General features: G+C 43.2%; 27 protein-coding genes and 2 pseudogenes. 19 read left to right on the plus strand and 10 right to left on the minus strand.

Annotated features, from left to right (window positions below; genetic code table 11):
• The first annotated feature begins 917 nt into the window (after positions 1 to 917).
• From C4S39_RS10595 to C4S39_RS10610, 4 genes are all read left to right on the plus strand, one after another.
• A complete protein-coding gene (locus C4S39_RS10595) occupies positions 918 to 1,595 on the plus strand; it encodes a TorF family putative porin (protein WP_258039404.1) in 678 nt (225 codons plus the stop codon).
• Positions 1,596 to 1,772: 177 nt separating this feature from the next.
• Entirely contained in the window at positions 1,773 to 2,303 is a 531-nt protein-coding gene (locus C4S39_RS10600) for an RNA polymerase sigma factor (RefSeq protein ID WP_258039405.1), read from the plus strand.
• 24 nt (positions 2,304 to 2,327) lie between these two features.
• Entirely contained in the window at positions 2,328 to 3,017 is a 690-nt protein-coding gene (locus tag C4S39_RS10605; protein WP_258039406.1) for a zf-HC2 domain-containing protein, read from the plus strand.
• Positions 3,018 to 3,029: 12 nt separating this feature from the next.
• Positions 3,030 to 4,355 (plus strand): S8 family peptidase, encoded by a 1,326-nt coding sequence (locus tag C4S39_RS10610; protein WP_103966973.1) that lies wholly within the window; start codon positions 3,030 to 3,032, stop codon positions 4,353 to 4,355.
• Positions 4,356 to 4,435: 80 nt separating this feature from the next.
• Here C4S39_RS10610 and C4S39_RS10615 read toward each other — a convergent pair whose 3' ends face one another.
• The 9 genes from C4S39_RS10615 to C4S39_RS10660 all read right to left on the minus strand — a co-directional run bounded on the left by C4S39_RS10615 (position 4,436) and on the right by C4S39_RS10660 (position 15,317).
• On the minus strand, positions 4,436 to 5,698 hold the full coding sequence (locus C4S39_RS10615; protein ID WP_103966974.1) for a hypothetical protein: 1,263 nt from the start codon (positions 5,696 to 5,698) through the stop codon (positions 4,436 to 4,438).
• Between the two features lie 110 nt (positions 5,699 to 5,808).
• A complete protein-coding gene (gene rsmA, locus C4S39_RS10620; RefSeq protein WP_181023808.1) occupies positions 5,809 to 6,573 on the minus strand; it encodes a 16S rRNA (adenine(1518)-N(6)/adenine(1519)-N(6))-dimethyltransferase RsmA in 765 nt (254 codons plus the stop codon).
• Positions 6,563 to 7,573 carry a 4-hydroxythreonine-4-phosphate dehydrogenase PdxA gene (gene pdxA, locus C4S39_RS10625; protein ID WP_103966975.1) on the minus strand — a complete coding sequence of 337 codons (1,011 nt, stop codon included), beginning with the start codon at positions 7,571 to 7,573 and terminating at the stop codon, positions 6,563 to 6,565. The genes rsmA and pdxA overlap by 11 nt, the downstream gene beginning before the upstream one ends.
• Complete coding sequence (locus C4S39_RS10630) at positions 7,570 to 8,892, minus strand: peptidylprolyl isomerase (RefSeq protein ID WP_103966976.1); 1,323 nt, start codon at positions 8,890 to 8,892, stop codon at positions 7,570 to 7,572. The genes pdxA and C4S39_RS10630 overlap by 4 nt, the downstream gene beginning before the upstream one ends.
• 45 nt (positions 8,893 to 8,937) lie before the next feature.
• Entirely contained in the window at positions 8,938 to 11,151 is a 2,214-nt protein-coding gene (locus tag C4S39_RS10635; RefSeq protein ID WP_103966977.1) for an LPS-assembly protein LptD, read from the minus strand.
• A gap of 212 nt (positions 11,152 to 11,363) precedes the next feature.
• The gene (gene ubiD, locus C4S39_RS10645; RefSeq protein WP_103966979.1) at positions 11,364 to 12,827 is read right to left on the minus strand and encodes a 4-hydroxy-3-polyprenylbenzoate decarboxylase; all 1,464 of its coding nucleotides are present in this window, start codon (positions 12,825 to 12,827) and stop codon (positions 11,364 to 11,366) included.
• Positions 12,828 to 12,836: 9 nt separating this feature from the next.
• Positions 12,837 to 13,706, minus strand: coding sequence for a 4-hydroxybenzoate octaprenyltransferase (ubiA, locus tag C4S39_RS10650; RefSeq protein ID WP_103966980.1), 870 nt, complete (start codon positions 13,704 to 13,706; stop codon positions 12,837 to 12,839).
• On the minus strand, positions 13,703 to 14,245 hold the full coding sequence (locus C4S39_RS10655) for a chorismate--pyruvate lyase family protein (RefSeq protein ID WP_103966981.1): 543 nt from the start codon (positions 14,243 to 14,245) through the stop codon (positions 13,703 to 13,705). The genes ubiA and C4S39_RS10655 overlap by 4 nt, the downstream gene beginning before the upstream one ends.
• 331 nt (positions 14,246 to 14,576) lie before the next feature.
• The gene (locus tag C4S39_RS10660; RefSeq protein WP_103966982.1) at positions 14,577 to 15,317 is read right to left on the minus strand and encodes a pteridine reductase; all 741 of its coding nucleotides are present in this window, start codon (positions 15,315 to 15,317) and stop codon (positions 14,577 to 14,579) included.
• 64 nt (positions 15,318 to 15,381) lie between these two features.
• On the opposite strand from C4S39_RS10660, the gene C4S39_RS10665 reads away from it, so the two are divergent.
• From C4S39_RS10665 to C4S39_RS10735, 15 genes and pseudogenes are all read left to right on the plus strand, one after another.
• Positions 15,382 to 16,569, plus strand: coding sequence for a class I SAM-dependent methyltransferase (locus C4S39_RS10665; protein ID WP_103966983.1), 1,188 nt, complete (start codon positions 15,382 to 15,384; stop codon positions 16,567 to 16,569).
• A 286-nt stretch (positions 16,570 to 16,855) separates the two neighbouring features.
• Positions 16,856 to 17,941, plus strand: coding sequence for a histidinol-phosphate transaminase (gene hisC, locus C4S39_RS10670; RefSeq protein WP_103966984.1), 1,086 nt, complete (start codon positions 16,856 to 16,858; stop codon positions 17,939 to 17,941).
• Between the two features lie 41 nt (positions 17,942 to 17,982).
• Entirely contained in the window at positions 17,983 to 18,570 is a 588-nt protein-coding gene (gene hisB / locus C4S39_RS10675) for an imidazoleglycerol-phosphate dehydratase HisB (RefSeq protein ID WP_103966985.1), read from the plus strand.
• A gap of 26 nt (positions 18,571 to 18,596) precedes the next feature.
• Entirely contained in the window at positions 18,597 to 19,241 is a 645-nt protein-coding gene (gene hisH, locus C4S39_RS10680) for an imidazole glycerol phosphate synthase subunit HisH (protein WP_103966986.1), read from the plus strand.
• A gap of 54 nt (positions 19,242 to 19,295) precedes the next feature.
• Positions 19,296 to 20,051 carry a 1-(5-phosphoribosyl)-5-[(5-phosphoribosylamino)methylideneamino]imidazole-4-carboxamide isomerase gene (gene hisA / locus C4S39_RS10685; RefSeq protein WP_103966987.1) on the plus strand — a complete coding sequence of 252 codons (756 nt, stop codon included), beginning with the start codon at positions 19,296 to 19,298 and terminating at the stop codon, positions 20,049 to 20,051.
• A 69-nt stretch (positions 20,052 to 20,120) separates the two neighbouring features.
• Positions 20,121 to 20,894, plus strand: coding sequence for an imidazole glycerol phosphate synthase subunit HisF (gene hisF, locus C4S39_RS10690; RefSeq protein WP_103966988.1), 774 nt, complete (start codon positions 20,121 to 20,123; stop codon positions 20,892 to 20,894).
• Between the two features lie 51 nt (positions 20,895 to 20,945).
• Positions 20,946 to 21,338 carry a phosphoribosyl-AMP cyclohydrolase gene (gene hisI, locus C4S39_RS10695; protein ID WP_103966989.1) on the plus strand — a complete coding sequence of 131 codons (393 nt, stop codon included), beginning with the start codon at positions 20,946 to 20,948 and terminating at the stop codon, positions 21,336 to 21,338.
• Complete coding sequence (locus tag C4S39_RS10700; RefSeq protein ID WP_103966990.1) at positions 21,335 to 21,661, plus strand: phosphoribosyl-ATP diphosphatase; 327 nt, start codon at positions 21,335 to 21,337, stop codon at positions 21,659 to 21,661. Before hisI ends, C4S39_RS10700 begins: the two co-directional genes overlap by 4 nt.
• A 5-nt stretch (positions 21,662 to 21,666) precedes the next feature.
• A complete protein-coding gene (locus tag C4S39_RS10705; protein ID WP_103966991.1) occupies positions 21,667 to 22,017 on the plus strand; it encodes a histidine triad nucleotide-binding protein in 351 nt (116 codons plus the stop codon).
• Between the two features lie 32 nt (positions 22,018 to 22,049).
• Positions 22,050 to 22,205: pseudogene (tatA, locus tag C4S39_RS16055) on the plus strand (Sec-independent protein translocase subunit TatA); the annotation flags it as partial.
• Positions 22,206 to 22,453: 248 nt separating this feature from the next.
• Positions 22,454 to 22,843, plus strand: a complete 390-nt coding sequence (gene tatB, locus C4S39_RS10715) for a Sec-independent protein translocase protein TatB (RefSeq protein WP_103966993.1) — start codon at positions 22,454 to 22,456, stop codon at positions 22,841 to 22,843.
• 81 nt (positions 22,844 to 22,924) lie between these two features.
• Positions 22,925 to 23,704 carry a twin-arginine translocase subunit TatC gene (gene tatC, locus C4S39_RS10720; RefSeq protein WP_103966994.1) on the plus strand — a complete coding sequence of 260 codons (780 nt, stop codon included), beginning with the start codon at positions 22,925 to 22,927 and terminating at the stop codon, positions 23,702 to 23,704.
• 139 nt (positions 23,705 to 23,843) lie between these two features.
• On the plus strand, positions 23,844 to 24,473 hold the full coding sequence (locus C4S39_RS10725) for an urease accessory protein UreE N-terminal domain-containing protein (protein WP_103966995.1): 630 nt from the start codon (positions 23,844 to 23,846) through the stop codon (positions 24,471 to 24,473).
• Between the two features lie 87 nt (positions 24,474 to 24,560).
• Positions 24,561 to 24,746, plus strand: a pseudogene (locus C4S39_RS10730) (hypothetical protein); the annotation flags it as partial.
• A gap of 22 nt (positions 24,747 to 24,768) precedes the next feature.
• Positions 24,769 to 24,978, plus strand: a complete 210-nt coding sequence (locus C4S39_RS10735; protein ID WP_103966996.1) for a heavy-metal-associated domain-containing protein — start codon at positions 24,769 to 24,771, stop codon at positions 24,976 to 24,978.
• Positions 24,979 to 25,364: 386 nt separating this feature from the next.
• On the opposite strand, the gene C4S39_RS10740 is transcribed toward C4S39_RS10735, so the two are convergent.
• Complete coding sequence (locus tag C4S39_RS10740; RefSeq protein ID WP_258039407.1) at positions 25,365 to 26,639, minus strand: c-type cytochrome; 1,275 nt, start codon at positions 26,637 to 26,639, stop codon at positions 25,365 to 25,367.
• Positions 26,640 to 26,744: the final 105 nt, after the last annotated feature.

A 26,744-nucleotide genomic window follows, 5' to 3' on the forward strand; every position in this document is an offset into this window, starting at 1 on the left:
CTTCATGGTCAACCATGATATTCACTCAAATACAAAAAAAATCATACTAAAAAATTCTTTTTTGAGTCCTTACGGACTTTGAGCAACGGCCACAACAACATCGAACCACATCTAATAGCACAATCCTGTATTCAACCTACAAATCCAGCATGCCGTTGAAAAAAACATTCTCTTTGCCGCCGCAGTGATATGCAACAGCCTGATCACTTGGGAAAAGCAGATCAGCTCATTGATTATTTGAAATAAACCAGCAATTAGTATTAGTCATTAACGTGTATAACAATTATCTTGCACATCGCAAATCAAATAGCCTTGTTATTTATATTTGCATGGTTCAGCCTGTTCCCCCCATCCCCCGCTCGAATGCAGCCATTGTCATTCTAAAAAAAAATGATGTTACTGAGGCTGTCGTTATATAAAACTTATTCAATCTTACGATCTCCCAATATAAATATACACTTAAAATGGATTAAGAAGACACAACGATCCTCTCTTAAAAAAAATCCAATCCCCTTCCATCGAAAATGTTTATTCTATAAAAATTAAAAAAGTTCAAATCGTAAGGAAAATTTCTCATCATTTTTGATTATGTTATTGAAAAAAAGAAATAAGTTAATTTCACAATGCTTCTTATCACATACTCCGCGTAGAAAACCAATATACTTTGTTGCAAAATTTAAGTAACAAAATAAAATCGCCAACAATCGAGTTGTCTAATCTAATTGAGAAATCTACGCAGCCAACCTTTTAGCAGAACACACCAACTTATCCCAATCATTTCTTTGTCAAGAAAATAAATTATGCCCTCCGGATTAATTTTTAGATTATTGACAATTGTTCTAATTTAATAAATAACAGTGCGTTTAATACACTTAAACAACATTATTCTTGGGTTAGTATTATGTCTTACTAATTCGTTGAACTGCTATGCCCAACTCAGTGGAAACATTACCGGAACAACAGACTATTTTTGGCGCGGCTACTCGAAGAGCAACGAAAAACCAGCAGCGCAAGCCAATATTGATTATGAATCCAAATCCGGTATCTACCTGGGCTCGAATATTACAACTGTTAATTTTGCCGACTTTGGACTTGAAAATCGTTCCAATCTGGAATTCCGTCCTTACTTAGGTTGGGCTTATAAGGTATCTGATGACTGGCGATTTAATGCTGAATGGACACGCTATATTTTTAATGGAAAAATATTCGATCAAAAGGCCGATTACAACGAATTTTATATCTCAGGTCATTTTCGTGACTTACTGACATCCAATTTCTTTTTTTCTGAAAATAGCTATCAACAAAATCACCCGGCATTCGGGTATGAGATTATCGGACGTTACTCAATTACTAATTCAATCCAAATATCCAGCACCTTAGGCTATAATAATCAAAAAAAAATACTACAGTATAACTATCTTTACTGGACTGCCGGATTAACTTGGCATTTCGCCCGCAATATAGGCGTAGATGTTCGTTATTATGGAGCCACACATACTGCAACAAAGCATTATGCCCCATTATCGCCGCATTGGGAATTTCACCCACATGCCGTTGACGATCGCATATTATTCTCCTTTACTGTAGGATATTAATTTTTCAAAATTGCTTACTATACTGAACCTTTTACTCAATATAAGTAATAGACGGTTAAATTTTAGTTGGCGCAGAATCAATACAATAAATTTAATAGATAACATGCGGAAGTACTCGACTTAAAAATGATGCAGAAACCCTTTAGCTCGCAAGAACAACAAGCTAAGGAACGGCACTTGATTGCAGAAGCCGCGGCTGGCAATGGAAAAGCTTTCGAACAACTTTATCAACTCTATTTTAATCGGTTATATCAATTTATTTTTCGTGTTAACAGGCACCATGATTGTATTGAAGAAATCATCAATGATGTGATGTATGTGGTTTGGGAAAAGGCCGCCACTTATAATCAAACGTGTCGGCCGTCAACATGGATTTTAGGTATCGCTTATTTAAAATCATTAAAAAGCGCCAAACAAAATACAAAAAGAGAAGATGAATCGGTTGAGTTTAATGATGAGCTGGATTACTTCCCTGACCGAGGAGTCCATTGGGTCTCGCAATTAGAAGACAGTAATTGGCTTGAAGTCGCACTTGAAAAGCTATCGGCAGAGCAACGCGCCGTTGTGGAAATGACATATTTTCAAGGATTGCACTACAGTGAAATTTCAGAAATTATGCAATGTCCGGAGAATACAGTAAAAACCAGAATGTTTCATGCGCGCAAAATTTTAGCTAAATTTTTTCTAGAGCTTAATAGCAGGAGTTAACGGATGATATCCACGCAGATCAAAATGACCAATCAAAGTGAACATCAAAAGGCATGGGATCTTTTACCTTGGTATATAAACCGATCGTTAGATCCTGCTGAACATGCTATTGTAAAAAATCATATCAAAACCTGCATTACATGTAGGATTGAATTAAATCAACAAGAGCGGCTATTCAGGGAGATACAGCAAACTGATTTGCTACAGCAAGTATCACAAGCTTCTTTTGTCCAGTTGAAGAAACGGATTGAAACACAACCAGAAGTTTATATTTCGAGTAACTATGATGTTTTAAATAAAAATTTAATATTTTTCCCATTTCAAATCCGGTTTCTTAGCTTTGCAAAATACACTGCCTTAGCAGCTAGCTTGCTCTTCCTGACAGTGCCATTCATGCTTAATTCTTTGACTGCCCAGCCTGAAATAGAAGGCGCATACAGAACACTGGCCAGCTCAACTGAAAGCGCAGACAATATAAACAACGTCGTTAGGATCGTTTTTTCAGATCACCCTGATTCAGAGCAGATTGACGCCGTAGTGCACAGCGTTTCAGGTCATATTATTAAAGGACCCTCTCCAAATGGCGTTTACGAAGTTCAAATTGGCGATCATCAAACAGATTCTCATCAGGTAAATGATGCAGTTTTTCGTTTGCGAGAGCATTCATCTGTTATATTTGCCGAGCTGGCTCAAGGGTTATCTGTTTCTGAATAGGTTCATACTTTGATGTTGAATAGCCATACAAAAATCTATCTGGGCGTTGCCTTATTGTTAATGGCAATGATTTTTGCTTTTCCGGTAAAAGCCGGATGGGATCTATTTATCGATCCTGAAATTTATGATAATAAACAAACAAATCGCATCATATTAGTAACCTACACTGATATGCACATCACCAATATCCCCATTGGGATGTCCAATCTAATATATCGCCAAAGGGGCAGCTATAGCAGTTCGACTTGGAGCAAACGAATAGCATCCAATATCGGAGATGACTACAAGTTAAGAATCCTTTCCCAATGGTCAATCAGTGAGATTGGTGAGCATTGTGTCGTGTATGCAATTGATGAGGACCGCTCTATCGATGATGTCATTCATGCGTTAACAAATGACCATCGCGTCAGTGGCGTGCAAGTAATGAGCACGTTCCAGGTTATGGCAAGTAGTGAATACACCGATCCTTATTACCGCCTGCAAACCAACATTCAGTCAATGAATATCAATGAAATACATAAGCGGACTACCGGAAGGAATGTAACCATCGCAATCATCGATACCGGTGTTGATACCAGACATCCTGACTTGGAAGGCCAGATTCAGTACAGTAAGAATTTTGTCGCACAAAGGGCACTGGAACAACAACCATCCACCGAACTTCATGGTACAGCCGTTGCCGGGGTTATAGCAGCCAAAGCAAATAATGGAGAAGGCATAGTCGGCATTGCCCCCGATAGCAATGTAATCGCGCTAAAAGCTTGCTGGGAAGTTAAAGCCGGTAGCCTGGAAGCAATCTGCAATAGCTTTACATTAGCATTAGCAATCAACACAGCTATCGAGATGGAAGCAGATATTCTTAATTTAAGTTTAACCGGCCCGTATGATCCTCTTTTGGCCAGATTGATCGAGAAAGCCGTTCAGCGCGGCATCATTATCATTGCTTCGAGAGCTGATAAAGACGACGAAGAATCCGGATTCCCGGCTCAGCAACCAGGCGTCATCGGTGTTAGCAGCATTAGCGCCAACAATATCATGCAATCGTTATACGAAAATCATCTTCTTACAGTATATGCACCCGGTGAGGAAATATTAACAACCTTACCCAAAGGTACCTATGACTTTGTTTCCGGAAATTCTTTAGCAACAGCGCATGTTTCAGGTCTTACCGCTTTATTATTACAATTGAAACGAGATTTAACGAATCATCAGCTTTTCAATCTGCTAGTAAAAGCAAACGAACCAAGCTTTCATAAAATATTCAGAAATCGCCAATTAAATAATGCCGTTAAACTCACATTGAAGTCTGAAAAGCAAAGCAAAAACAGAGTTAATTAGTTGATCAAGAAAAAACACTAGCTTGGCTTACAAGCATTCTGAACAATCCCATCAATCAACTTGCATTACAACATATCCTATCAATGCTCTCTGATCTTAACGTTTACAGGCGCACGGTTGTTCTGAACCGACGCACGAGTTCGATTTAGCCCCAATACTGTAATGCGCTGTGCGGCACTGAATCTGGGCGCACCATCTTTGTCCCGCAAAATGGACGACACTTTGTATTCTAGGCTGCTTGAATTTGGGTCAAAACGAATATCGTGCAACCAAATCCCGGCTCGTTGCACTTGTTGTTGCTCACACTCATACGAAAGATCCCAGCCGGTCAGCAGGGGTACAGCATAGTCAAAAGGCAAATCTCTGATGCGGAATGTCTGAGTGCGAACAACACCATCGACATTTTTGCGACAAATACCGGTTTTTCCAGTGCGAGAATTCAAGGCCAGAAAATCTGCGCGCAATTTAACGCTACTGCCACGGATCATTGCAGCACGTGCCTTGATCCGGTACGTGCGTGCGCTATTATCCTTAAACAATGTCTGTACGGTCCAATGCGGACTACCATCCAAACTGGGAAACGTGCTGGATTGAGAGAGGCTGTACGCGGCTTGCAGCAAGCGATAATCCACGCGATCTCCCCACTTGCAAGGCGGGAATCGCCACTCGCATTCAAATGTATCATCGAACTGAAAATCAAATCCACGCGGAATAATCGCAATGGCGGCGTTACCTTTTAGCGTACCTCTGCTTCCAGTATTTTCCAGCGTAGCAAGTGCGCCTTGATTTTTGTCCTGTAAGGTTGAAACTTCAATTCCATTGTAATCGTCTTCAATCGTGGCATCAAAAAAGACTGAGCGATAACCAAAACCGCTATAAAATACACAAAATTCATAAGCATCTTTGCGATGCTGATCACTTAATTTACCTTGTGCTTCAAATACTAAAAAAGTAGAACCCTCACTCTTAATCACCTTGCTATGCGTGATGTCCGCAAGCATCGAATTGACTTCGCGGTCGCCATGCAAAAATCGCAGATCCCAACCATTCAATACTACTGTGCCGCTGTCCACGTAACTGGGCAGTTCAATCCATTGAAGCACAGTGGCCGCCTCTTCACCACTGTCATGCTGAATACATTTACTACCTTCAATCAGAATGAATTTTCCTTCATCCTCAAAAACCGTTCTTCCTTCTGACTTGAAGGTCAGTTGTTCAAAGGACGTCGGAGCTTTTATTTTATTCGTTGAATTGCTCGCTTTCTGTTCCTTGTATTTGCTGGCGCAGGCGGGAAGCAAGAGTAAAATGAATAACGCAAGCAACATATACCCGTAGCGAATCATTTACTCCCTCCAGAAATTAGTATCGTCATATCACAACAAGCCTTCTTAATTCATTTTTGCAGAATCCTGTTGTTACTAGAATAACAAAATGATCCTGGCGGTTGGAATAATCAGGTTAAAAAATTGGTGATTGCAACAAATTTTTCCACTGGTAAATTTTCAGCACGTAACCCAGAATCAATACCCAGCGCGCTAAAATCCTCCTCAGTTAAATAGTGCTGCAGCGCATTACGCAAGGTTTTACGGCGTTGCGAAAATGCTGCTAATACAATTTGTGAGAATAATGCTTCATCAACAGCCCTCAACAATGATACCGGCCGGGGAATCATGCGCACAATAGCCGATTCGACCTTCGGTTGCGGACGAAAAGATTCTGCCGGTACGTCAAATACATATTCCATGTCGAACCGGTACTGCAACATGATGGAAAGCCGCCCGTAATCGGATGTCCCCGGCACGCCTACCATGCGTTCGACCACTTCCTTCTGCAGCATGAAGTGCATATCAGAAATATGTTCAGAAAACTGACTGAGGTGAAACAATAACGGTGTAGAAATGTTATAAGGCAAATTACCGATGATTCGCAGCCGATTGCCAAGAACAGAAAAATCAAACTTCAATGCATCAGCCGTATGAATAGTCAGATTCTCATGCGAGAATTCGATCTTCAACTTATCCACGATATCACGATCGATCTCTACCACATGCAGATGATCAATTACTTGTAGCAGAGGTCGCGTTAACGCCCCCAAGCCCGGTCCTATCTCAATGATGCTATCGTCTTTCCGCGGATAAAATTCCGTTATAATTTTATTAATAATATATTGATCAGAAAGAAAATTCTGACCGAAACGCTTACGGGGATTATGCCGCATGATTATGAAAGAATGCTTGGTTACTGGCCAGCTGGGCAGCCATGTCAATAGCTGTCAGCAGACTTCCGGCGCTTGCCTTCCCGGTTGCAGCCAATTCCAGAGCCGTGCCATGATCAACTGAGGTTCGAATAATCGGCAATCCTAATGTGATATTTACGCCGCCGCCAAAACTCGCGTGCTTCAAAACAGGCAACCCCTGATCGTGGTACATGGTGAAGATGCAATCATATTGCTTAAGTTGTGCAGGGCTAAATAACGTATCCGCGGGAATGGGACCGGCTAACTGCATGCCTTCAGCCCGCAGTTTATTCAAAGCGGGAATAATGATATCAATTTCTTCGCGCCCCAGATGACCGGATTCGCCCGCATGCGGATTGAGTCCCGCGACCGCGATGCGTGGTTTATCGAGCATGAAACGGGTGATCAAATCACGCTGAAGAATGCGCAATTTACTTTCAATGCTATCTGCTGTAATCGCCTTTGCCACGTCCTTGAGCGGCAAATGCGTGGTCGCCAGCGCGACACGCATGTTTCCACCCGCTAGCATCATGACAACCGGACTATGCATCAATTCCGACAAGTATTCTGTATGACCGGTGAAAGAAAAACCGGCATCATTGATCACTCCCTTATGCACCGGCGCAGTCACCATGCCGTTAAATTGTCCTGATTTACAAGCTTCAACAGCGCGATCCAATGTAGCCAGGACATATCGTGCATTTGCCGGATTGAGCTTGCCTGGCATTACCGGTTCCGCAACAGGAATATGCAAAATCTGCAGACTTCCCGCAGTATGTTGACCTGGAGGAATCGCAGAAACCTCGATCAGATTTAAAGGAAATCCAAGTTGTTGCGCACGTTGCAGCAATACATCGCCATCTGCAATCACCACCAGCTTGTATGACAATGATTGTTGCGCGATCTGTACACATAAATCAGGGCCGATTCCTGCCGGTTCTCCTGCTGTAAGCGCCAATACCGGAATGAATTTTTGATTCATAATTCCTGATCCAGACGATATTCGATATAAGCTTGATCACGCAATTGCTGTAACCAATCCTGAATAACCACATCGGCCTTGCGAGTCCGTATCGCTTGCCGTGCTGATTGTCTGCGCCGGTCAAGACTGATATCCTGAGTACGGCGCTCCACAACTTGAATTAAATGCCAGCCAAATTGAGATCTTACCGGATCACTGATTTCACCCGGCAGCAGCGCATTCATCACCCGTTCGAAATCCGGCACGGTATCACCGGGTGAGAGCCAACCCAAATCACCACCGGATGATGCGCTGGCATCCTCAGAATAAAGCCTGGCAACTTCTTCAAAACTCTCTCCTCTATCTAATCGCTCTTTAAGCGCAAGAATCTTTAGCTTTCCATCATCCTCAGAAGTCAATTCATTGATTTTTATTAATATATGACGTGCATGGGTTTGGTCTATAATGACTGTCGGTGTTTCCTGAGTACGCCTGCCCAGTAATTTAAAGATATGAAAACCATTCGGGCTTTGCACGATTGATGTGATATCGCCCGGTTGAAGCTTTTCCAGTATTTGGGCAAAAGCCGGTCCCATTTGAGAAATGGGGCGCCACTCGATAATACCACCATTTTTTGCATCTGCCGCATCAGAAAACTCCGAAACTATCTGTGAGAATTCAACACCCTCTTTCAGTTTGGTCAATGCCATTTCAGCGCGTTCGGCTCTTTGCTGGATCTGATCTGAGGTCATATTTTCCGGCACCAGGATCAAAATATGCGCAAGGCGGTATTCATCATCACCTACAGCCGACGCCTCCTGCGTCTGCAGAAAATTATCCACCTCGCCTTCTGTAACATTGACCTGATGTTTAACTTCCCGTTCTTTAAGCCGCGCGATAATCATTTCTTCCCGGATTTCTTCGCGAAACTTGTTATAGCTGATGCCATCATTCTCCAGCACAGCATGAAATTCCGGCAAAGTTAATTGATTATCCGCGGCAATGCGATTAATAGTTTCATCCAATTCAGTTTCAGCAACGGACAAACCGACTTCCTGTGCATGCTGGATCTGTATGTGTTTGGTAATAACAGACTCCAGCACCTGTTCTTCCAAAGTATGCCGATCTGGTATTTGCATCCCTTGTTGCTGCATTCGGCTGATAGCTGTTTTTATTGCTTCATCGAGCTCATGCCGGGTAATCACATCCTCATTCACAACAGCGACTATGTGATTAATCGGTTTAGCTTCCGGAACAAACGCCAATTCTTGTGCGGTAATTTGAGCGGGTATGAGAATGGTCAGTATCAGAAAAATCCAAAAATCGTTTCTTTGGTGCATAGAATGATGATACGTGATGAATACAATAATGCAAAACCAATATAATTAATGAACGCTGGTATACCCGGGAATCGTCTGCTGCAATACTTGCAGCGGATTGTTACCAAGCCCCATCAATCCTTTGAGCTCAAGTTGCAAAAAAAATGCCGTGGTCGTTGTTTGTGTTGCCGTCGTCAATCGTTGCAATACTACCCTTAAAGCCCAGCAGCAAGAACTGTATTCGAGTCCTGCCAGACCTGCCAGAATTTTATCGTCATTCAATGAATAATTTACTCGTGTAACACCACGCCAACCCCCATAAATCGGCCACTGCATTGACGTATCGACCTGTTCAATGGATGTATCGACCTGTTCACGCACATCACGTGTAAAACGATAACCAAAGTTCACTACCTTTCCAGGTTCCGGCTGATAACTGACACCACTGCGGATTTTCTCAAACACTCCTTTGGATTGATCTATCTGAACATTAGCATCCGTGCTGATACTCGAGGTTAAACGGCCTGATATCGCAGCAATAAAATCCGACCTTCCACTGGTCACCTGCGGTGGCAGCAACTGGATTCTGGGATCAGTAAAATTCACTAACTGTCCGACACCCAACCGTAAAAACTCGACGCCGGTATCCTTATCAACGAAGCGTGATGTCAGTGCCGCTACCGCGCGATTGGCATCGTTAATACGATCGCCGCCGCTGAACTTGTTTTCAGTCAACATCTGCGCAAAACTGAAGTCATTGACTGCCGAATCGAAATTCGGCAAATAATCCTGATTACGATACGGCGCATAAACATAAAACAAACGTGGCTCAAGCGTCTGAACAATATTCCTACCGCTCAAATTCACTTGACGATCAAATGCAATCCCACTATCCAGACTCACAATGGGAACTGTGCGATCCACGTTTTCTCCTTTGGTATCCACCGGGGCCGCCAGATTATAATGCGTGTAATGCAAGCCGAATTTCGGTGTAATAAAACCATATTCATTGCGTAATGGCGCACTGACGCTGGGATAAAAAATAGTCCGGTTTCCGTCGACAAGTGTCGGATGATAAAAATTCGTCCAGCTGCTCTGCAGTTCAAAATCCAGTTTTCCAACATTATATTTAGCCGCATTCACAGCAAAATGCGGCAATCTTTCATAAGGCGACACAATTAATGCAAAAGGATCCTGGATGGTTTGAAAACGTTGCGCAAACCCGATAAAACTCAATACACCGTCTGTACCCAGCTTACCGTTATAACTCACCCCTCCCTGTTGCGACAAGTTAACCAAGCTGGTTTGCGCCAGATTGGGCGTTAGCTCACGAAAATAGCGATCATCCGATACTTGGTTGTAATTCATAAAGCCCTGCCAACCTTTCCCAAGATTTTGCGTGTGCGTAAATAAAATACCCCAGCGGGTCCGGTTTCTATCAATATCCTGCGGCAAAATATCAAACTGCAGATGGCCGTTCATATTGTTATTACCGATATACCGGAACTCGTTACTCAGCAAGAAACCACGCTCAGTCATAATCCGTGGTGTTATCGTGGCATCAATATTGGGTGCAATATTTAGATAAACCGGTAAACCTACATCAAAACCGGTTCTAACGTTATAGCCCGCAACAGGAGCCAGCAACCCGGATTTACGTTTACCGCTATAGGAAAAATCCAGCCAGGGTGAATATAGAAGCGGAACATCTTTAAACACGACACTAACATGACGTGCAGTACCCACCTCTTTCTTGTTATCAATTTCCAGTTCCTTGGCACGCAAATACCAATCATGATTCCCTTCCGGGCAAGCCGTATAATTAGTATCTTTAATCCGGTAATTATCTTTACCTTCAAACAACAAGATATCCCCTGTACCGCGCCCCTTGCCCTCTTTCATCGAATAACGCGGCTCGGTTAAATGACCCACTTCGGTTTTGAGGTTAATTTCAAGCTGTTGCCCTTGCAGGATATCGTTGGGCCGTTCCAGACGCACGTTACCTTCAACCTCTGCATCTTCCGTTTGCTGATAATATTTCATCCGATCCGCAGTGAGGACATTATCGCCATGATGCAGTACCGCATCTCCAGTCGCCTCGATTTCCTGCTTGTAATAACCGGTAATTTTGTCAGCTTCAATCAGTACCGGTTTTTTCTGCGGCTTTATGATTGAATTTTGCTCGCTTTCCAGTTTGACGGCAGATGATTCATCACTCCAGCAGGTCAGCGGCAAGCCAAGCAAGATTAGAAAGAATATGCTTCGGATAATTCGTTTCATTATTTTACTGCTAGTTCATAAAATCCCGGCGGAACTGATTCAATTGCGCGCTTTTTCTTTTGTTTTGATTCATGCACCCGGATCACCTCAATACTTGGCGAAAATGACTATTCAAATTAGTCGCCATTGTACTATCACTTTTAACCGGCAACCATCAAAAAACAGAATTATAATTCAGCAAGATAGCAAAATTATAATTATCGCGCGCAAGATCAAATCTCCAAATCGTTCCAGATTGCATCAATTCGCTGCTTGATCGACGCATCCATCACAATCGGCGTTCCCCACTCCCGATTTGTTTCACCTGGAAATTTATTCGTCGCATCCAGTCCCATCTTGCCGCCCAATCCCGAGACCGGACTGGCAAAATCCAGATAATCAATCGGAGTATTCTCGACCAGCAAAGTATCGCGCACCGGATCAACCCGGGTAGTAATCGCCCATATCACCTCCTTCCAGTCGCGCACATTAATATCCTCGTCGGTGACAATAATGAATTTGGTATACATAAACTGACGTAAAAAGCTCCAGATACCGAACATCACGCGCTTGCTATGCCCTGCATATTGCTTTTTCATACTGACTACCGCCATACGATATGAGCATCCTTCCGGCGGCAGGTAAAAATCGGTAATTTCCGGAAATTGCTTTTGCAGTAATGGCACGAATACCTCATTCAATGCCACACCGAGAATCGCAGGCTCATCGGGTGGTTTACCGGTATAAGTGGAGTGATAGATCGGATTGCGCCGCATCGTGATGCGATCGATCGTAAATACCGGAAAGGTTTCCTGCTCGTTATAGTAACCGGTATGATCGCCGTAAGGGCCTTCCAGCGCAGTTTCGCCCGGATGGATAGCGCCTTCCAGCACGATTTCTGCGGTTGCGGGCACTTGCAGGGCATTGCCGATACATTTAATCACCTCTGTTTTAGCGCCCCGCAATAGCCCAGCAAACTGGTATTCGCTTAAGGTATCGGGCACCGGGGTCACCGCACCCAGGATAGTCGCTGGGTCAGCGCCTAAGGCCACCGCCAAAGGATAGGGTTTATCCGGATACAGCATGCCGAATTCACGAAAATCCAGCGCTCCTCCCCGATGCGCTAGCCAGCGCATGATAACTTTATTGGGACCAATCACTTGCTGGCGGTAAATACCCAGATTCTGCCGCGCTTTGTGCGGTCCTCGGGTTACTGTCAGACCCCAGGTAATCAATGGCGCAACATCGCCCGGCCAGCAGGTCTGAATCGGTATTCGGCTTAGATCGACATCATTGCCTTCCCACACAATTTCCTGACACGGCGCACTGCTTAATTCTTTGGGTGCCATATTCAGCACTTGTTTCAATACCGGCAATTTATCCCAGGCATCTTTCAAGCCTTTGGGTGGATCAGGTTCTTTCAGATAGGCTAATAACTTACCGACTTCACGCAACGCTTCGACCGATTCCTGCCCCATCCCGAGCGCAACCCGTTTTGGTGTGCCGAACAAATTTCCCAGTACCGGTATGTCATGCCCTTTGGGACGCTCAAAGAGAATTGCCGGACCTTGCGTTCTCAGGGTACGGTCACAGATTTCCGTCATTTCCAACACGGGATCAATTTCTGTTTGGACACGCTTCAGTTCACCCATTACTTCCAGCTGCCCCAAAAAATCGCGCAAATCTTTATATCGCATGAAAAATCCTTAATGCTGAAAAATCCAGAAGTCGAGTGCGATGCCAACAAACACCACCATACCTACCCAGTTATTATGCAAAAATGCTTTAAAACACAGCGCTCGCTCACGGTTACGAATCAACGTGTATTGGTATGCGATCAACCCCGCTGCAATCACTAACCCAGCGTAATATGCCAAGTTCATCTGCTGCCACTGGCCGATTACAACCATAACCGCAATAAAGCAGACATGACATACCATCACACCCCATACATCGAACTGACCCAAAGTAATCGCCGAAGTCTTAATTCCAATTTTCAGATCATCCGGCTTATCGACCATGGCATATTCAGTATCATAAGCTATGACCCAAAACAAATTGGCCAGCATCAGGATTCCGGCAATCATTGGCAAGCTATCCGTTTGCGCAGCAAAAGCCATCGGAATGCCAAAACTGAACGCGATCCCCAAATAAGCCTGCGGCATTGCAAAAAAACGTTTAGTGAAAGGGTAGGTTCCGGCAAGAAAAAGCGCTGGCACGGATAGCAGGATAGTCAATTGATTTAATGGTAAAATCAGCAAGAATGCGCCCAGACTCAATCCCGCCGCCAGCAGCAAAGCTTCTCGGGTACTGACACGACCTGCGGCCATCGGGCGATTCTTAGTGCGTTCGACATGAGGATCAATTTCGCGATCGGCAAAATCGTTGATAACACAACCCGCCGAGCGCATCAGCACGGTACCCAAAACAAAAATAAGCAAAATATGCCACTCGGGTAGTCCTTTTGCCGCAAACCACAATCCCCACAGCATCGGCCACCACAACAATAAAATTCCAATCGGCTTGTCGAGCCGCATCAATTGTGCGTAAGTTTTAATTCGGTCAACAATATTCACAAGGGCAAATCCAGAATAGCTGGCAAAAATACCTCGGTTACTAAAATCGATTGCCCGTGCAACGTAAACAAAGAACGCCGGGCCCATAGATTATGGGGTTTTTCTGGCAAACGCGCGCACGCCCGATCATACAAAAAATGACCACGGCTTACTTTTTTAAATTCCAGCGGTGTGCGCTTGATTTTTGGATTGGTAAATAACACCGTTCCTAAGGATTTATTACCCAAACCACTTAACCCTCGCCACGCGCCACGCAGGTCCTTATGCGCCACCACCGAATGCGCAAATACCACGGGTGTAGTATCACAATAGAGATACACTTCCCGCACCATCGCCAACTCACTCGCGCGCAATCCCATCATTCTTTGCTCATCCTCACAAATTCTGCTAAGTGATTGAAAAACGCGCTTGACACAAAACTTCACGCAGCGGTTCTGGATGCGGCGCGTCAAGGATCCCCGATCCTGCAGCCAGACACGGTGATGATATGAAATACATGTCAGTGCAGCACGCCATGCCAAAGGATGGACTTTATTCATTGTGGCAAAGCAAATAATTGGGATAACTGCATGACGAGTAATTTTGTACTACTGAAATCAGGCAAGCCGCTCTAAGCTAAGAATTGTTGGAACGGGATTATACAATAGTCTCAGTGCCGGAATGGCATAGCCCGCCAAAACTATCGGACCGGGTCAGGAAACCAAAATTACAGAAGCATATAACAATTAATATTCAATATCTTACCACAACAATTGTGGTGGTTATTATTTATACAACATTTGAAATAATCTCTTAAAATTGTCTGATTCAAGAGAAAAATCAACTGCGGCGATAGAAATACTCTTGATCGCATCAACCTCATTCCATGAACTATAAATGAATACTGCGCCCGCCATCCACTGCAATAATTTGCCCTGTAATATAAGGCGCATCAGCAATTAAAAATTGCACGGTTTTGGCAATATCATCCGGTTCACCACAGCGCTTAAGCAAGGTACCGGCGATTATCTGCTGACGTGTCGCCTCATCCTCCCAGGTTCCATCTTGTGGCCATAAGATGGGACCCGGAGAAACTCCATTGACACGTACATCGGGTGCCATCTCCACCGCCAGTGATTTGGTCAGCGCTAACAATCCGCCTTTGGCAGCATTATAAATCACATAATTCTTCAGCGGCCGCTCGGCATGAATATCCACAATATTCACGACACACCCCCTCTGCTCTTTAAGATATGGCGCTACTGCTTGGGTCAGAAAAAGAGGGGCTTGAAGATTGCTGCCAACAAGATTGTTCCAATCTTCCAGTGTGCATTGAGAAAGCAGTGTCGGAAAAAAGCTTGAAGCATTGTTAATCAGCACGTCCAGCCGGCCAAAACAGTTAACCGCCTTTTTCACCCATTTGGAAAATGATCCAATCTCTAATAAATTGGCTTGCACCAAAGCCACCGAATCAGCCCGCTCCCGGTTCAATTCATCGTGTAATAGCTTGGCTTCTTCGAATGAAGACCGATAATGCACAATCAATTTGGCGCCCTGTGCATGCAATCTGCGGCAGATAGCTGCACCTACCCGTTTCGCCCCCCCGGTAACCAGAATCACTTTTTCCTGCACTCATACCTCCTTCAAGTACTGCTACACTATTTGCTTTTGCAATTTACCACAAAGAAACTTGCTTATGTCTTCACATACTCCCCTCCCCCTTGCCAGCAAAATCGCACTAGCTCACAGTCAATCAGTATTGACCTTGATAAAAGAGCGGATTCTTGCTTCAGATGGATGGATTTCCTTCGAACAATTCATGAATCTGGCGCTGTATGCACCTGGAATGGGTTATTACAGCAGTGGCGCAACTAAATTAGGCAGTGCCGGAGATTTTGTCACTGCCCCAGAAATTTCTTCGTTATTTGGCCGCACACTGGCACTACAGTTATTACAAATCTCCGAATGCCTTAAACATCCTTACATACTTGAATTTGGCGCTGGGTCAGGCAGGCTGGCACTCGACATATTGATTGAACTGGAAAAAGCCTCTAAATTACCGGAAAAATATTTTATTCTGGAAGTGAGCGCCGAATTGCGCCAACGACAACAAACGTTACTTGCAAGCAAGGCACCCCACCTCATACATCGCGTGGAATGGCTGGAGCAACTACCCGATCAATTTAATGGCATCATACTTGCCAATGAAGTACTGGATGCAATGCCCGTGCACTTGGTCGCATGGCACGATAATGCCATTTTCGAGCGTGGCGTAATCTGGCAAAACAATCAACTCGCCTGGCAAGACCGGCCTTTGCAGGATATCGATCTTCATTCAATTGCCGGTCAAATAGCATCACAAATTAACCCAAACAGTGATTCGCGCTTTGAATATGTCAGCGAATTTAATCTTACTGCCATCGGTTTTATGCGCAGCCTGGCGAAACTTCTTCACCAGGGCGTCATTCTATTGATCGATTATGGATTTGGACGTAACGAATACTATCATCCCCAACGCAATCAAGGCACGTTGATGTGCCATTATCGCCACCACGCCCATGACAATCCATTTTATCTCCCTGGCCTGCAAGATATCACCAGTCACGTTGATTTCAGTGCCGTCACTCATGCTGCGGTCGATAGCAACCTTACGCTTCTGGGTTACACAACCCAAGCTTTCTTCCTGATCAATTCTGGCATTACCCAAATTCTTGCACAAATACCTGTCGAGGATACTGCGTGCTACTTACCACAATCCAATCAATTGCAGAAACTGGTCAACCCTGCCGAAATGGGTGAATTATTCAAAGTTATCGCTTTTGGAAAAGAATTTACTGAACCGCTGATTGGGTTTAGCGCGGGAGATATGAGTCGCTTATTATGAAAACCCGATAAAAAAACAGTTGATACTTACTCTTATATCGACCACGCACAAACTGAAGGTATATACATTCATGAGCTGCAAACATTAATTGAACAAGAATACAAGAATGCACAGATATCAAAATAAGTTTTACAAACCAATCTATAGTTCAATCATTTAGAAAAAATGGCCTCACAGCATCTCACATTGCTCGTAAATTACCTCCGGCGGAGACGGAGGTTTACCTATTTTAATTATCGATGATAACTTGAGTCATTACCCTTGGATTGAGTTAAAATAAGCGCCTATGAGTAACTCTTATCTTCCAGAACATATTATCAGACCGGAAATTCTTGCACTTTCCGCTTATCACGTTCCGTCCGCTACGGGCATGATTAAATTGGATGCTATGGAAAATCCTTACTCATTATCACCGGAATTGCGTGACGAAATTGCGCAGCTGGCAGCCAATGCGCCAGTAAATCGTTATCCCGATGCCAGTGCTGTTTCGCTTAAGAAAAAATTACGTCAGACCTTGGCGATTTCCGATGACATCGATATTCTGCTTGGCAATGGATCAGATGAAATTATTCAAATCATTGCGATGGCTGTAGCCAAACCCGGTGCAGTATTAATCAGTGTGGAACCCTCTTTCGTGATGTTCCGGATGATCGCCACATTCGCGAACATCCAATATGTCGGAGTGCCCTTAAAACAGGATTTCTCACTAGATCTGGAAGCCATGTTGACCGCAATTGCCAAACATAAGCCTGCCGTCATCTTTCTGGCCTACCCCAACAATCCCACAGGAAATCTTTTTGATTATGCAGCAATCTTAAGCATAATACAGGCCACTTCCGGTATTGTTGTCATTGATGAAGCCTATCAAGCTTTCGCTGATGCGAGCTTTATCAACGAAATAAATCATCATCCCAATTTATTATTAATGCGCACGTTATCCAAATCAGGGTTGGCGGGCTTAAGATTAGGGTTATTACTTGGAAGATCTGAGTGGCTGACGCAGCTGGAAAAGATGCGTTTACCTTATAACATTGGCATAATGACACAGATAATCGCTGAGAAGGTATTACACCATACTGTGGTTTTGTCGGAACAAGCGGAAGCCATAAAATCAGAACGTGCGAAAATGAGTACTTTTCTTGCTACAATGGATAGCATCACAGTGTATCCTTCGAAGGCTAATTTTATTTTGTTTCGAATCCATGCTGCCACTCAAATTTTTCTAGCGCTGAAACAACAAAAAATATTAATCAAAAATTTGGATGGTACACATCCTTTATTAGAAAATTGCTTACGTGTAACTATAGGCACACCCGACGAGAATGCTCAGTTTTGTTCATCATTACAAGCCATACTGAATAAAACAGCTTAAAATCAACTTTAAATTCGTTATCTTATCCAAGATTTCCCCCTATGCGCAAAGCACAAGTCATTCGTAACACGCTGGAGACTCAGATCAGCATCAATCTGAATCTGGATGGAACAGGTCAATCCATTTTGGAAACCGGGGTGCCATTTCTTGATCACATGCTTGATCAGATAGCTCGTCACGGCATGATCGACCTTGAAGTGATAGCTAAAGGTGATTTACATATTGATGCGCATCATACCGTTGAAGATATCGGCATTACTCTAGGCCAGGCACTGACGAAAGCGGTGGGAGATAAAAAAGGATTACGTCGCTATGGTCATGCCTATGTTCCACTTGATGAAGCATTGACACGCGTTGTAATAGACTTATCCGGTCGTCCTGGCTTGGTATTTAATGTTGATTTTACTCGTGCACATATTGGTGATTTTGATGTCGATCTGGTTCATGAGTTTTTTCAGGGACTGGTAAATCATGCTCTGATAACTTTACATATCGACAACATTGCCGGAAGAAATGCACATCATCAGGCGGAAACCGCTTTTAAAGCATTTGGACGAGCTTTGCGCATGGCAATCGAACCTGATCCAGCAGCAGCCGGAATTATTCCATCCACCAAAGGTACTTTGTAAGCTACTCTCTTCAACTAAATCATCATATGATTGATATCGCAATTGTAGACTATGGAATGGGAAACCTGCGTTCCGTTCACAAAGCATTGGAGCATGTTGCGCCTACTTTATCAATTGCGGTAACCAGTAATCCGGATATCGTGCGAAAAGCGAAACGTGTCGTAGTACCGGGACAGGGTGCAATGCGTAATTGCATCCAGGAACTTGAAGCTCGCGGAATGCGAGAAGCCGTAATAGAAGCAGCTACCCACAAACCCTATCTCGGCATATGCCTCGGTTTACAGATGTTATTTAGAGAAAGTGAGGAAGGAAATATCCAGGGCTTGAATATTTTGCCAGGAAAGGTAGTGCGCTTCCCCGCCGCAGCCATGACAACACCGGATGGACAAAAGCTAAAAGTGCCTCATATGGGGTGGAATCAAGTGCACCAAGCTATAAAACATCCGTTATGGGAAGGCATCGCAGAAGATGCACGCTTTTATTTTGTACACAGTTATTATGTCGAAACCCTTGTTGAAACATCAATCGCTGCTCAAAGTCAGTATCCCTTTCCATTTACCTGCGCCATTGCACAAGATAATATTTTCGCGGTACAGTTTCATCCAGAGAAAAGTCAATCAGCAGGATTAACTCTATTGAGCAACTTTACCAAATGGACACCAAATTTCTAAAATCAAAACGTAGTAAACTGACTTTTTTAATCAACTATTAATTCTGATTAAGCTATGCTGATTATTCCTGCAATAGATCTTAAAGATGGCCACTGTGTTCGACTAAAACAAGGAGTAATGGAAGATGCTACGGTATTTTCCAAGGAACCCGGTGAAATGGCGGCCCATTGGTTAAGTCAAGGTGCACGCAGACTCCATCTTGTCGATTTAAACGGTGCATTTGCCGGCAAACCAAGAAATGAAGTAGCAATACGTGAAATTGTCCAATCTCTCGATGATCAGATACCTATTCAATTAGGCGGCGGCATTCGTGATCTTGATACAATTGAACGTTATCTTGACGATGGTATCTCTTATATAATCATCGGTACTGCAGCCATCAAAATACCAGGCTTTCTGCAAGATGCCTGTAACGCTTTCCCAGGACAGATTATGGCTGGACTGGATGCAAAAGATGGTAAAGTGGCGGTTGATGGCTGGTCTAAGATTACCGGCCATGATGTCATTGATTTAGCCAAGAAATTTGAGGATTATGGAGTAGAAGCGATTATTTACACAGATATCGGCAGAGATGGCATGCTCAACGGGATTAACATTGAAGCAACCATCGAATTAGCTAGAGAACTTACTATACCGGTCATTGCCAGCGGCGGTATTACCAATATCAGTGATGTTCAGAAACTGTGCGCAATCGAATCCGAAGGAATTATCGGAGCCATTACTGGGCGCGCCATCTATGAAGGCTCTCTGAATTTCAAAGAAGCTCAGCAATTGGCTGATAAACTGAGTAGAGATAACGGTATATCGTAAAAAAACCCTTTTTTAGAAAATTAATACCGCGTATTTTACTTCCTTACCTACAATCGGCCTTTTACACTGATGAGTCTCGCAAAGCGTATTATTCCATGCCTGGATGTAACCAATGGGCGTGTAGTTAAAGGCGTTAATTTCGTTGAACTGCGTGATGCAGGAGATCCGGTGGAAATTTCGCGCCGTTATGATGAGCAAGGTGCCGATGAACTCACTTTTCTGGATATTACAGCCAGCTCGGATAATCGCGACCTGATTCTGCACATTATTGAAGATGTTGCCGCGCAAGTATTTATTCCTTTGACTGTTGGCGGAGGTGTACGTCAGGTTGAAGACGTACGCCGGTTGCTAAATGCCGGCGCTGACAAAGTGAGCATTAATACATCGGCAATTCTAAATCCGCAGCTGATAGCTGATTCAGCCGGGCATTATGGTTCTCAATGTATTGTTGTGGCAATTGACGCCAAACAAGTTAATGCATCCGGAAATTCGCCGCGCTGGGAAGTCTTTAGCCACGGAGGACGTAAAGCAACAGGCATTGACGCTGTTGAATGGGCAATAAAAATGCAATCTCTGGGTGCCGGTGAAATTTTACTTACCAGTATGGATAATGATGGCACACGTAGCGGTTTTGATCTTTCTTTAACCCGCGCAGTATCGGATGCTATCAATATACCAGTGATCGCCAGCGGTGGTGTTGGCAATCTGGATCATTTGGTTGCCGGTATTCTGCAAGGGCACGCAGATGCCGTGTTGGCAGCCAGCATTTTTCATTATGGCGAATTCACCGTGCAACAGGCAAAACAATATATGGCACAGCATGGCATTGAAGTGCGGTTATAATGCTAAAATTGCAGAAGGTTGAAAATTTAACTTTGTAAGTGTTGCTATATCATGTCTACAGATAGCTGGCTTAGCAGAATTAACTGGTCCGAGGACGGATTGATACCGGTCATCGCTCAAGAAGCAGATAGCGGCACTATCCTCATGGTTGCGTGGATGAATCGAGAAGCGCTTAAGTTGACGGTAGAAAAAGGTGAAGCGGTATACTGGTCACGTTCACGCAAAAAGCTCTGGTATAAAGGTGAAGAATCTGGTCACATTCAGAAAGTGAAAGATATTTTTCTTGATTGTGACGAAGATGTATTGCTTCTTATTATAGAACAGACTGGCGGAATTGCCTGCCACACTGGCAGACACAGCTGTTTTTTCCAGAAATTAGAAGGCAATAACTGGGTTCTTGCCGCACCTGTTATCAAGAATCCTGAGGAAATTTACAATAAATGAGCGATATAAATATTCTTCGTCGTCTGGCACAAACCATTGAATCACGCAAATCAGCTGAGACAAACAGCTCTTATGTAGCTAAACTGTTTCATGGGGGACAGGATAAAATACTTAAAAAAATCGCAGAAGAATCTGCCGAAACCATCATGGCTTCTAAGGATGGCAATACCGGTCAGATTATTTACGAAACTGCGGATTTATGGTTTCACTGCATGATACTACTCGCTTTCCACGAACTCTCCCCTGATGACGTATTGAAAGAACTGGAAAGACGTGAAGGCATGTCCGGAATACAAGAAAAAGCTTCAAGAACATCGAATTAGAGATTATGGAGAATTGTATTTTTTGTAAAATTGCAAGAAAAGAAATACCTTCCAGCAAAATCTACGAAGATAAAAATATTCTTGCCTTTAATGACATCAACCCTGCTGCTCCTGTTCATTTCTTACTAATCCCGAAATTGCATATAGACTCGCTCATTGATGTTCAAGGCATTCATCAGAATTTGCTTGGAAAAATGCTATCATTAGCTCCACAATTGGCAAAAGAACAAGGATGTGAAAATGGTTTCCGCACTATCATTAATACTGGGCCTGCGGGCGGACAAGAAATATTTCATTTACATTTCCATATCATCGGTGGCCGAGAGCGTTTGCCTGGAATGATTCACCCAGGTTAGACCAGCTCCGTTCCATTTAACAGGAGGAAGTAATGGGCACATTCAGCATCTGGCATTGGATTATTGTACTGGCTATTGTCGTTCTGGTATTCGGAACAAAAAAATTACGCAATCTGGGTGGCGATTTAGGAAGCGCCTTAAAAGGCTTCAAAGAAGGAATGAAAGAGTCAGAAACCGAGAATCCGCCTTCATCCGCCAATAAGTCAGTTTTTGAAGTTACCACAAACAAGGATACTGCTCCCAATAGCTTCAAAGAAAGTAAATCAACTACCGAAACTGAAAGCAGTGCATCGCAACCATCGAATACCAATAGACAAGCCGACGACGCGGACTTCAAGGAAAATCAGACCAAGACCTGAGAATTAAATTGTATATTATTTGCTGCATCGAGTTCTAATCGAATTTATATTCATGCAATCTCAATCAACGAGACAACATGTTTGATATAAGTTTCATGGAGTTACTGATCATTTTGATGGTAGCCTTAATTGTGATCGGACCTGAACGACTACCAACTGTCGCACGAACAATAGGACATTTGTACGGGCGTTGTCGTAATTTTATGTATAGCATCAGAACTGATATTCATAATGAAATGCGTATGGAAGAACTAAAAAAAATGCAATCTTCTGTGCAAGACACAGTTGATTCGCTTGAAACTTCAGTTCAAGAAAGTGTAGAGCAACTAAAGACGGCTATCACGAATGATCCTCAGGCTACGGAAAAATCACCCAGAGACTTGGTAATGCCTCAATCACAATTAGAATCCGAGCAATCAAAGCTAAGTGACAGCAAAAATCCGCAACGTGCTGATATACAAAAATAAAAATAGTAGCTTACAGTGTATCGATCATAAATTAATCGATACTTTTCACGTTATCGATCCCACAACTTCTAATATAGAACTATGCTTGAAGGTTCATTTCTATCTCATTTAGTGGAATTACGTGCCAGGATGATACGTATTCTGGGTGTGCTCCTACTGGGCTTTATCCCCTGTGCTTTTTTTGCACGGGAACTTTATACCGTGCTGGCACAACCATTACTGGAGAAACTTCCACAAGGTGGTCAAATGATCGCCACGGATGTAGCAACGCCTTTTTTTGTACCCATGAAAGTCGCCATGATGCTGGCCTTTGTCATTACTCTACCGCACACCTTATATCAAATATGGGCTTTCGTTGCACCCGGACTCTATTCCCACGAGAAACGCATGGCACTGCCTTTAGTTTTTGGTACCAGCTTGCTGTTCTTTGCTGGAATGGCATTCGCCTATTTTGCTGCACTGCCGGTAGTATTTGAGTTTATTACTTATTTTGCACCGGAAGGTGTGGCGGTAATGACGGACATCAGCAAATACTTAAATTTTGTTTTGTCCATGTTCATGGCTTTTGGGGTCACGTTTGAAGTACCCGTATTTGTTATTGTTTTAGTTAAAACAAATGTAATTACCATTGAGAAACTCAAAGAAATGCGCCCTTACGTGATTGTCGGCGCATTTATCGTTGCTGCTATTTTTACACCTCCTGATGTTATTTCGCAATTTATGCTAGCGATACCACTGTGCCTGCTCTACGAACTGGGAATACTTATCGCGGCATTGATGATCAAAAAACGTAACCGGGGCATTCACCCAAGCACTTCATCTGAATCTAAGAAAACCTCTTCAGAGCAAAAGGATAGTTGAAGGAAATATGACCAGAAATATGCATGCCCACAGAATTATGCGCAGCAGGCAGCAGTCATAATAAAATGCAACCATCCAGGTCCCGTTTAATCTAAAAACTTTAAATTGATTCTGATCCGCATGTTGAAGGAGATTGGCGATGTCAAACAGTTACCATGCCGCTGATTTAAAAGCACTGGTCATTGCTATAAGTCTTGTATTGAGCACATTCCACGCTAGTTTTGCCTTTCCACAAATGACTAATAGTGAGCATAACTATTCATTGCCATCAAAAACTCAAAATCTGACAACTCAATCTTTACCGCCGGACACCCCTCTTGATTCAGAACCACCAAGAACCATTCATCGTATTGGCACAGCGATTAGCGCACCACGAAACAGTATCAGCATCAAAAGTACGGACGCTGGAGCTATTCGTCGGCAATCACCAGTATCAGGGTGTATCAACTGTGGAATTATCAATTCAATCAATAAAATTGGACAAGGATTTGGCATGAATGCGATAGCGGGCGGAATTGTTGCCGGAACTGTCGCGCGGGAGATCATTCGCCAAACTCATCATCCGCATAACCCAGACTATCCACAGGCTCCAGGTGATAATTATTACAATCAGGGAGGAAATATTATCTATCCTGGGAATCAGTATCAGATCAACATTACTATGGATGATGGCAGGCAAGCAATTATCGCACTCCCTGAAGGAGCAAGCTTTCAGCAAGGAGATAGGGTTAAATGGGTTGATGGTGCATTAATATTGGATCGTCAATAGCTACCCACAAGTAAATTAGATCGGGAAACACTGTTGAATTCATCGTCTCTCAGACAAATTGAATTGCCAATTGAAGGCATGACATGTGTATCGCGCGCCGCGCTTCAAAAAATTCGTCAGAACCTATTCTTTGTCTACAATATATTGGAAATTCCATTAGCAGCCATTGGCATGCTTAATCCGGTAATTGCCGGCGCCGCCATGGCTATGAGCTCTGTTTCAGTTGTCAGCAATTCGCTGCTATTGAAACGATGGCAAATCAATCATGAATAATCTTCCTTTAGGAGAATGTACGATGCAAACTGTCACCATCATAATAAAAGGCATGACCTGTATGGGCTGTGTTAATAGTATCAAAGCGGTCCTCAAGAACCTATCAGGAATAGCTCAAGTGGAAGTAACGCTCCAACCTGCTCAGGCAACCATCCAATATGATTCGAACAATATCAATATTGATCAAATCAAAGAAGCTATAGTTGATACAGGCTTTGAAATAGTAAATTGAGATATCCGCTACACACCGGCACGCTACTAATTGGTCGTTCCCCGGAATATACACAAGCATTCGATAGAAAAAACAAGTCTCTTTCTGATTATTCCGATCACCGTGGAAAGTATTAAAACGTGATACGCATCATTCCTTATGACGGATAAAAACGAAAACAATGCAGAAAAAGCAACGATTGAATTATTATCAGGTACCTGAAACAAATTAAATTCAAATTGACAAGAAGTTATCTGAAGGACGTGACGACTACAACCTTCACGGTCATGCCATTCCTGCTTAGAACCTAAAATAACGCCTATCAGCTATTTCTGTTTTCCCCCAATAACCTGCCAGAATTGCCAGATTCAATAATTTCTCCAACTTGATTTGAATAGCTAAACCAATTATCGAACAAAATCTTCTGGAAAAGGTATATTCATTTTCTCACGATTTAGTGCGTTTATTTGCAAATTTAGTTGATCAATATCTGACCACCCCGAATGATCTACAGATGGAATCCAACGTGCACGCAAATATCCCTTTCTATCTATGAGAAACTCCATATGATCTGGAGTTGTTCCTCGGCCGATAATATCAGGATGACTCAACGTTCTACGTGATAATGCAAAGCTGGTTGCAATTTCAGCAGCGCCTTGAGTAACAATTGGGAAAGGTAGTTCCTTTGCTACTAATTGCTTCATATCTTCAACAGCAAGATCTTTATCCGGCACCGCAAGCAGCATAACATTTTGCTCCTTTAATCTTCCATAAGCCTGTTTTAACTGCTCTAAACGACTTATAGACTGCGGCCACGAAAAGACCACCATTAAAACAGCTTTGTTTTCTCGATATTCCTGCAATGTACCTGAACTTCCATCATGGCCTTGGTATGAAAAAACTGGCGGTTTTACATATGCTTTATTGGGTACAATCTCCGGCGTTAAAATCCGCGCCTGATAGCCGCGAGACAATGCATGAATATAATTAATCAGATCCCATCGGTCTTCATCAGATAGTTTATCGATATAACCTGGCATATCCGTATTCACCATACCGTTCGTAATCCAATTATAGAAATCTCCCGGCGTATGTTCTACGGTATGCGGCTCAATCAGTAAATCCGGCAATTTTGTGGATAGAGTCCGTGACTTAATACCATTTCCCATTCCCTGAAGTCCATGACACTCAACACAATGCTGCGCAAATAATGTAGCACCATGCGCCACAGAAATCACATCAAAAGGTACAGGTGGTCTCCGATAAGTTTCAGGATAAGCTTGGATTGTCAGAGCTTGCAATGCAATCGCTCCCCCCGATATAAACAATATAGCTGGAATAAAAATTAAACGCTTTATCTCCCAGTTTCTTAGCCGGCCTAATTGTAAGATCACTGCGGCAAGCACCAGAACCGCCAAACCACTCCAGACTTGAATAGCGACATTTGGTTGATTCCAAGTAGCAATAACTGAGAAACGAAATGAAAATGGCCAGTTTTCAATAAGTGCATGCTTTGCAGGTGTTATGTTGGTAATGATCGTGGCTAATAGAAGTAGCAGCAATGCTAAAATAAATTCAATACGGATCCATTTCTTAATTCCGCTGTTGCCGTTGCTAACATCAGAATCTTGTTTACAATTTAGTAAAGGCAACCAGTAAGAACGTACTCTCGCGGCAATCAAGAGAATAATAACTAGGGCCTGTTAACACTATTTGATATAATATGGTGATGGAAATCACTGAAAACCAATATCAACGGATCGAACACTGTCTGCCGCGCCAGCGCG

Source organism: Nitrosomonas ureae (assembly GCF_900108305.1).
Lineage (GTDB): Bacteria > Pseudomonadota > Gammaproteobacteria > Burkholderiales > Nitrosomonadaceae > Nitrosomonas > Nitrosomonas ureae_B.

Bases quoted from the DNA above. Each gene is read 5' to 3' on its own strand.
- C4S39_RS10630 (WP_103966976.1), bottom strand. From the start codon at position 8,892: ATGCACCAAAGAAACGATTTTTGGATTTTTCTGATACTGACCATTCTC.
- hisI (WP_103966989.1), top strand. From the start codon at position 20,946: ATGTCTACAGATAGCTGGCTTAGCAGAATTAACTGGTCCGAGGACGGA.
- hisC (WP_103966984.1), top strand. From the start codon at position 16,856: ATGAGTAACTCTTATCTTCCAGAACATATTATCAGACCGGAAATTCTT.
- C4S39_RS10700 (WP_103966990.1), top strand. From the start codon at position 21,335: ATGAGCGATATAAATATTCTTCGTCGTCTGGCACAAACCATTGAATCA.
- C4S39_RS10605 (WP_258039406.1), top strand. From the start codon at position 2,328: ATGACCAATCAAAGTGAACATCAAAAGGCATGGGATCTTTTACCTTGG.
- hisB (WP_103966985.1), top strand. From the start codon at position 17,983: ATGCGCAAAGCACAAGTCATTCGTAACACGCTGGAGACTCAGATCAGC.
- C4S39_RS10635 (WP_103966977.1), bottom strand. From the start codon at position 11,151: ATGAAACGAATTATCCGAAGCATATTCTTTCTAATCTTGCTTGGCTTG.
- hisH (WP_103966986.1), top strand. From the start codon at position 18,597: ATGATTGATATCGCAATTGTAGACTATGGAATGGGAAACCTGCGTTCC.
- C4S39_RS10610 (WP_103966973.1), top strand. From the start codon at position 3,030: ATGTTGAATAGCCATACAAAAATCTATCTGGGCGTTGCCTTATTGTTA.
- C4S39_RS10725 (WP_103966995.1), top strand. From the start codon at position 23,844: ATGTCAAACAGTTACCATGCCGCTGATTTAAAAGCACTGGTCATTGCT.
- pdxA (WP_103966975.1), bottom strand. From the start codon at position 7,573: ATGAATCAAAAATTCATTCCGGTATTGGCGCTTACAGCAGGAGAACCG.
- hisA (WP_103966987.1), top strand. From the start codon at position 19,296: ATGCTGATTATTCCTGCAATAGATCTTAAAGATGGCCACTGTGTTCGA.
- C4S39_RS10665 (WP_103966983.1), top strand. From the start codon at position 15,382: ATGTCTTCACATACTCCCCTCCCCCTTGCCAGCAAAATCGCACTAGCT.
- tatC (WP_103966994.1), top strand. From the start codon at position 22,925: ATGCTTGAAGGTTCATTTCTATCTCATTTAGTGGAATTACGTGCCAGG.
- tatB (WP_103966993.1), top strand. From the start codon at position 22,454: ATGTTTGATATAAGTTTCATGGAGTTACTGATCATTTTGATGGTAGCC.
- ubiD (WP_103966979.1), bottom strand. From the start codon at position 12,827: ATGCGATATAAAGATTTGCGCGATTTTTTGGGGCAGCTGGAAGTAATG.
- C4S39_RS10655 (WP_103966981.1), bottom strand. From the start codon at position 14,245: ATGAATAAAGTCCATCCTTTGGCATGGCGTGCTGCACTGACATGTATT.
- C4S39_RS10735 (WP_103966996.1), top strand. From the start codon at position 24,769: ATGCAAACTGTCACCATCATAATAAAAGGCATGACCTGTATGGGCTGT.
- rsmA (WP_181023808.1), bottom strand. From the start codon at position 6,573: ATGCGGCATAATCCCCGTAAGCGTTTCGGTCAGAATTTTCTTTCTGAT.
- C4S39_RS10705 (WP_103966991.1), top strand. From the start codon at position 21,667: ATGGAGAATTGTATTTTTTGTAAAATTGCAAGAAAAGAAATACCTTCC.
- hisF (WP_103966988.1), top strand. From the start codon at position 20,121: ATGAGTCTCGCAAAGCGTATTATTCCATGCCTGGATGTAACCAATGGG.
- C4S39_RS10615 (WP_103966974.1), bottom strand. From the start codon at position 5,698: ATGATTCGCTACGGGTATATGTTGCTTGCGTTATTCATTTTACTCTTG.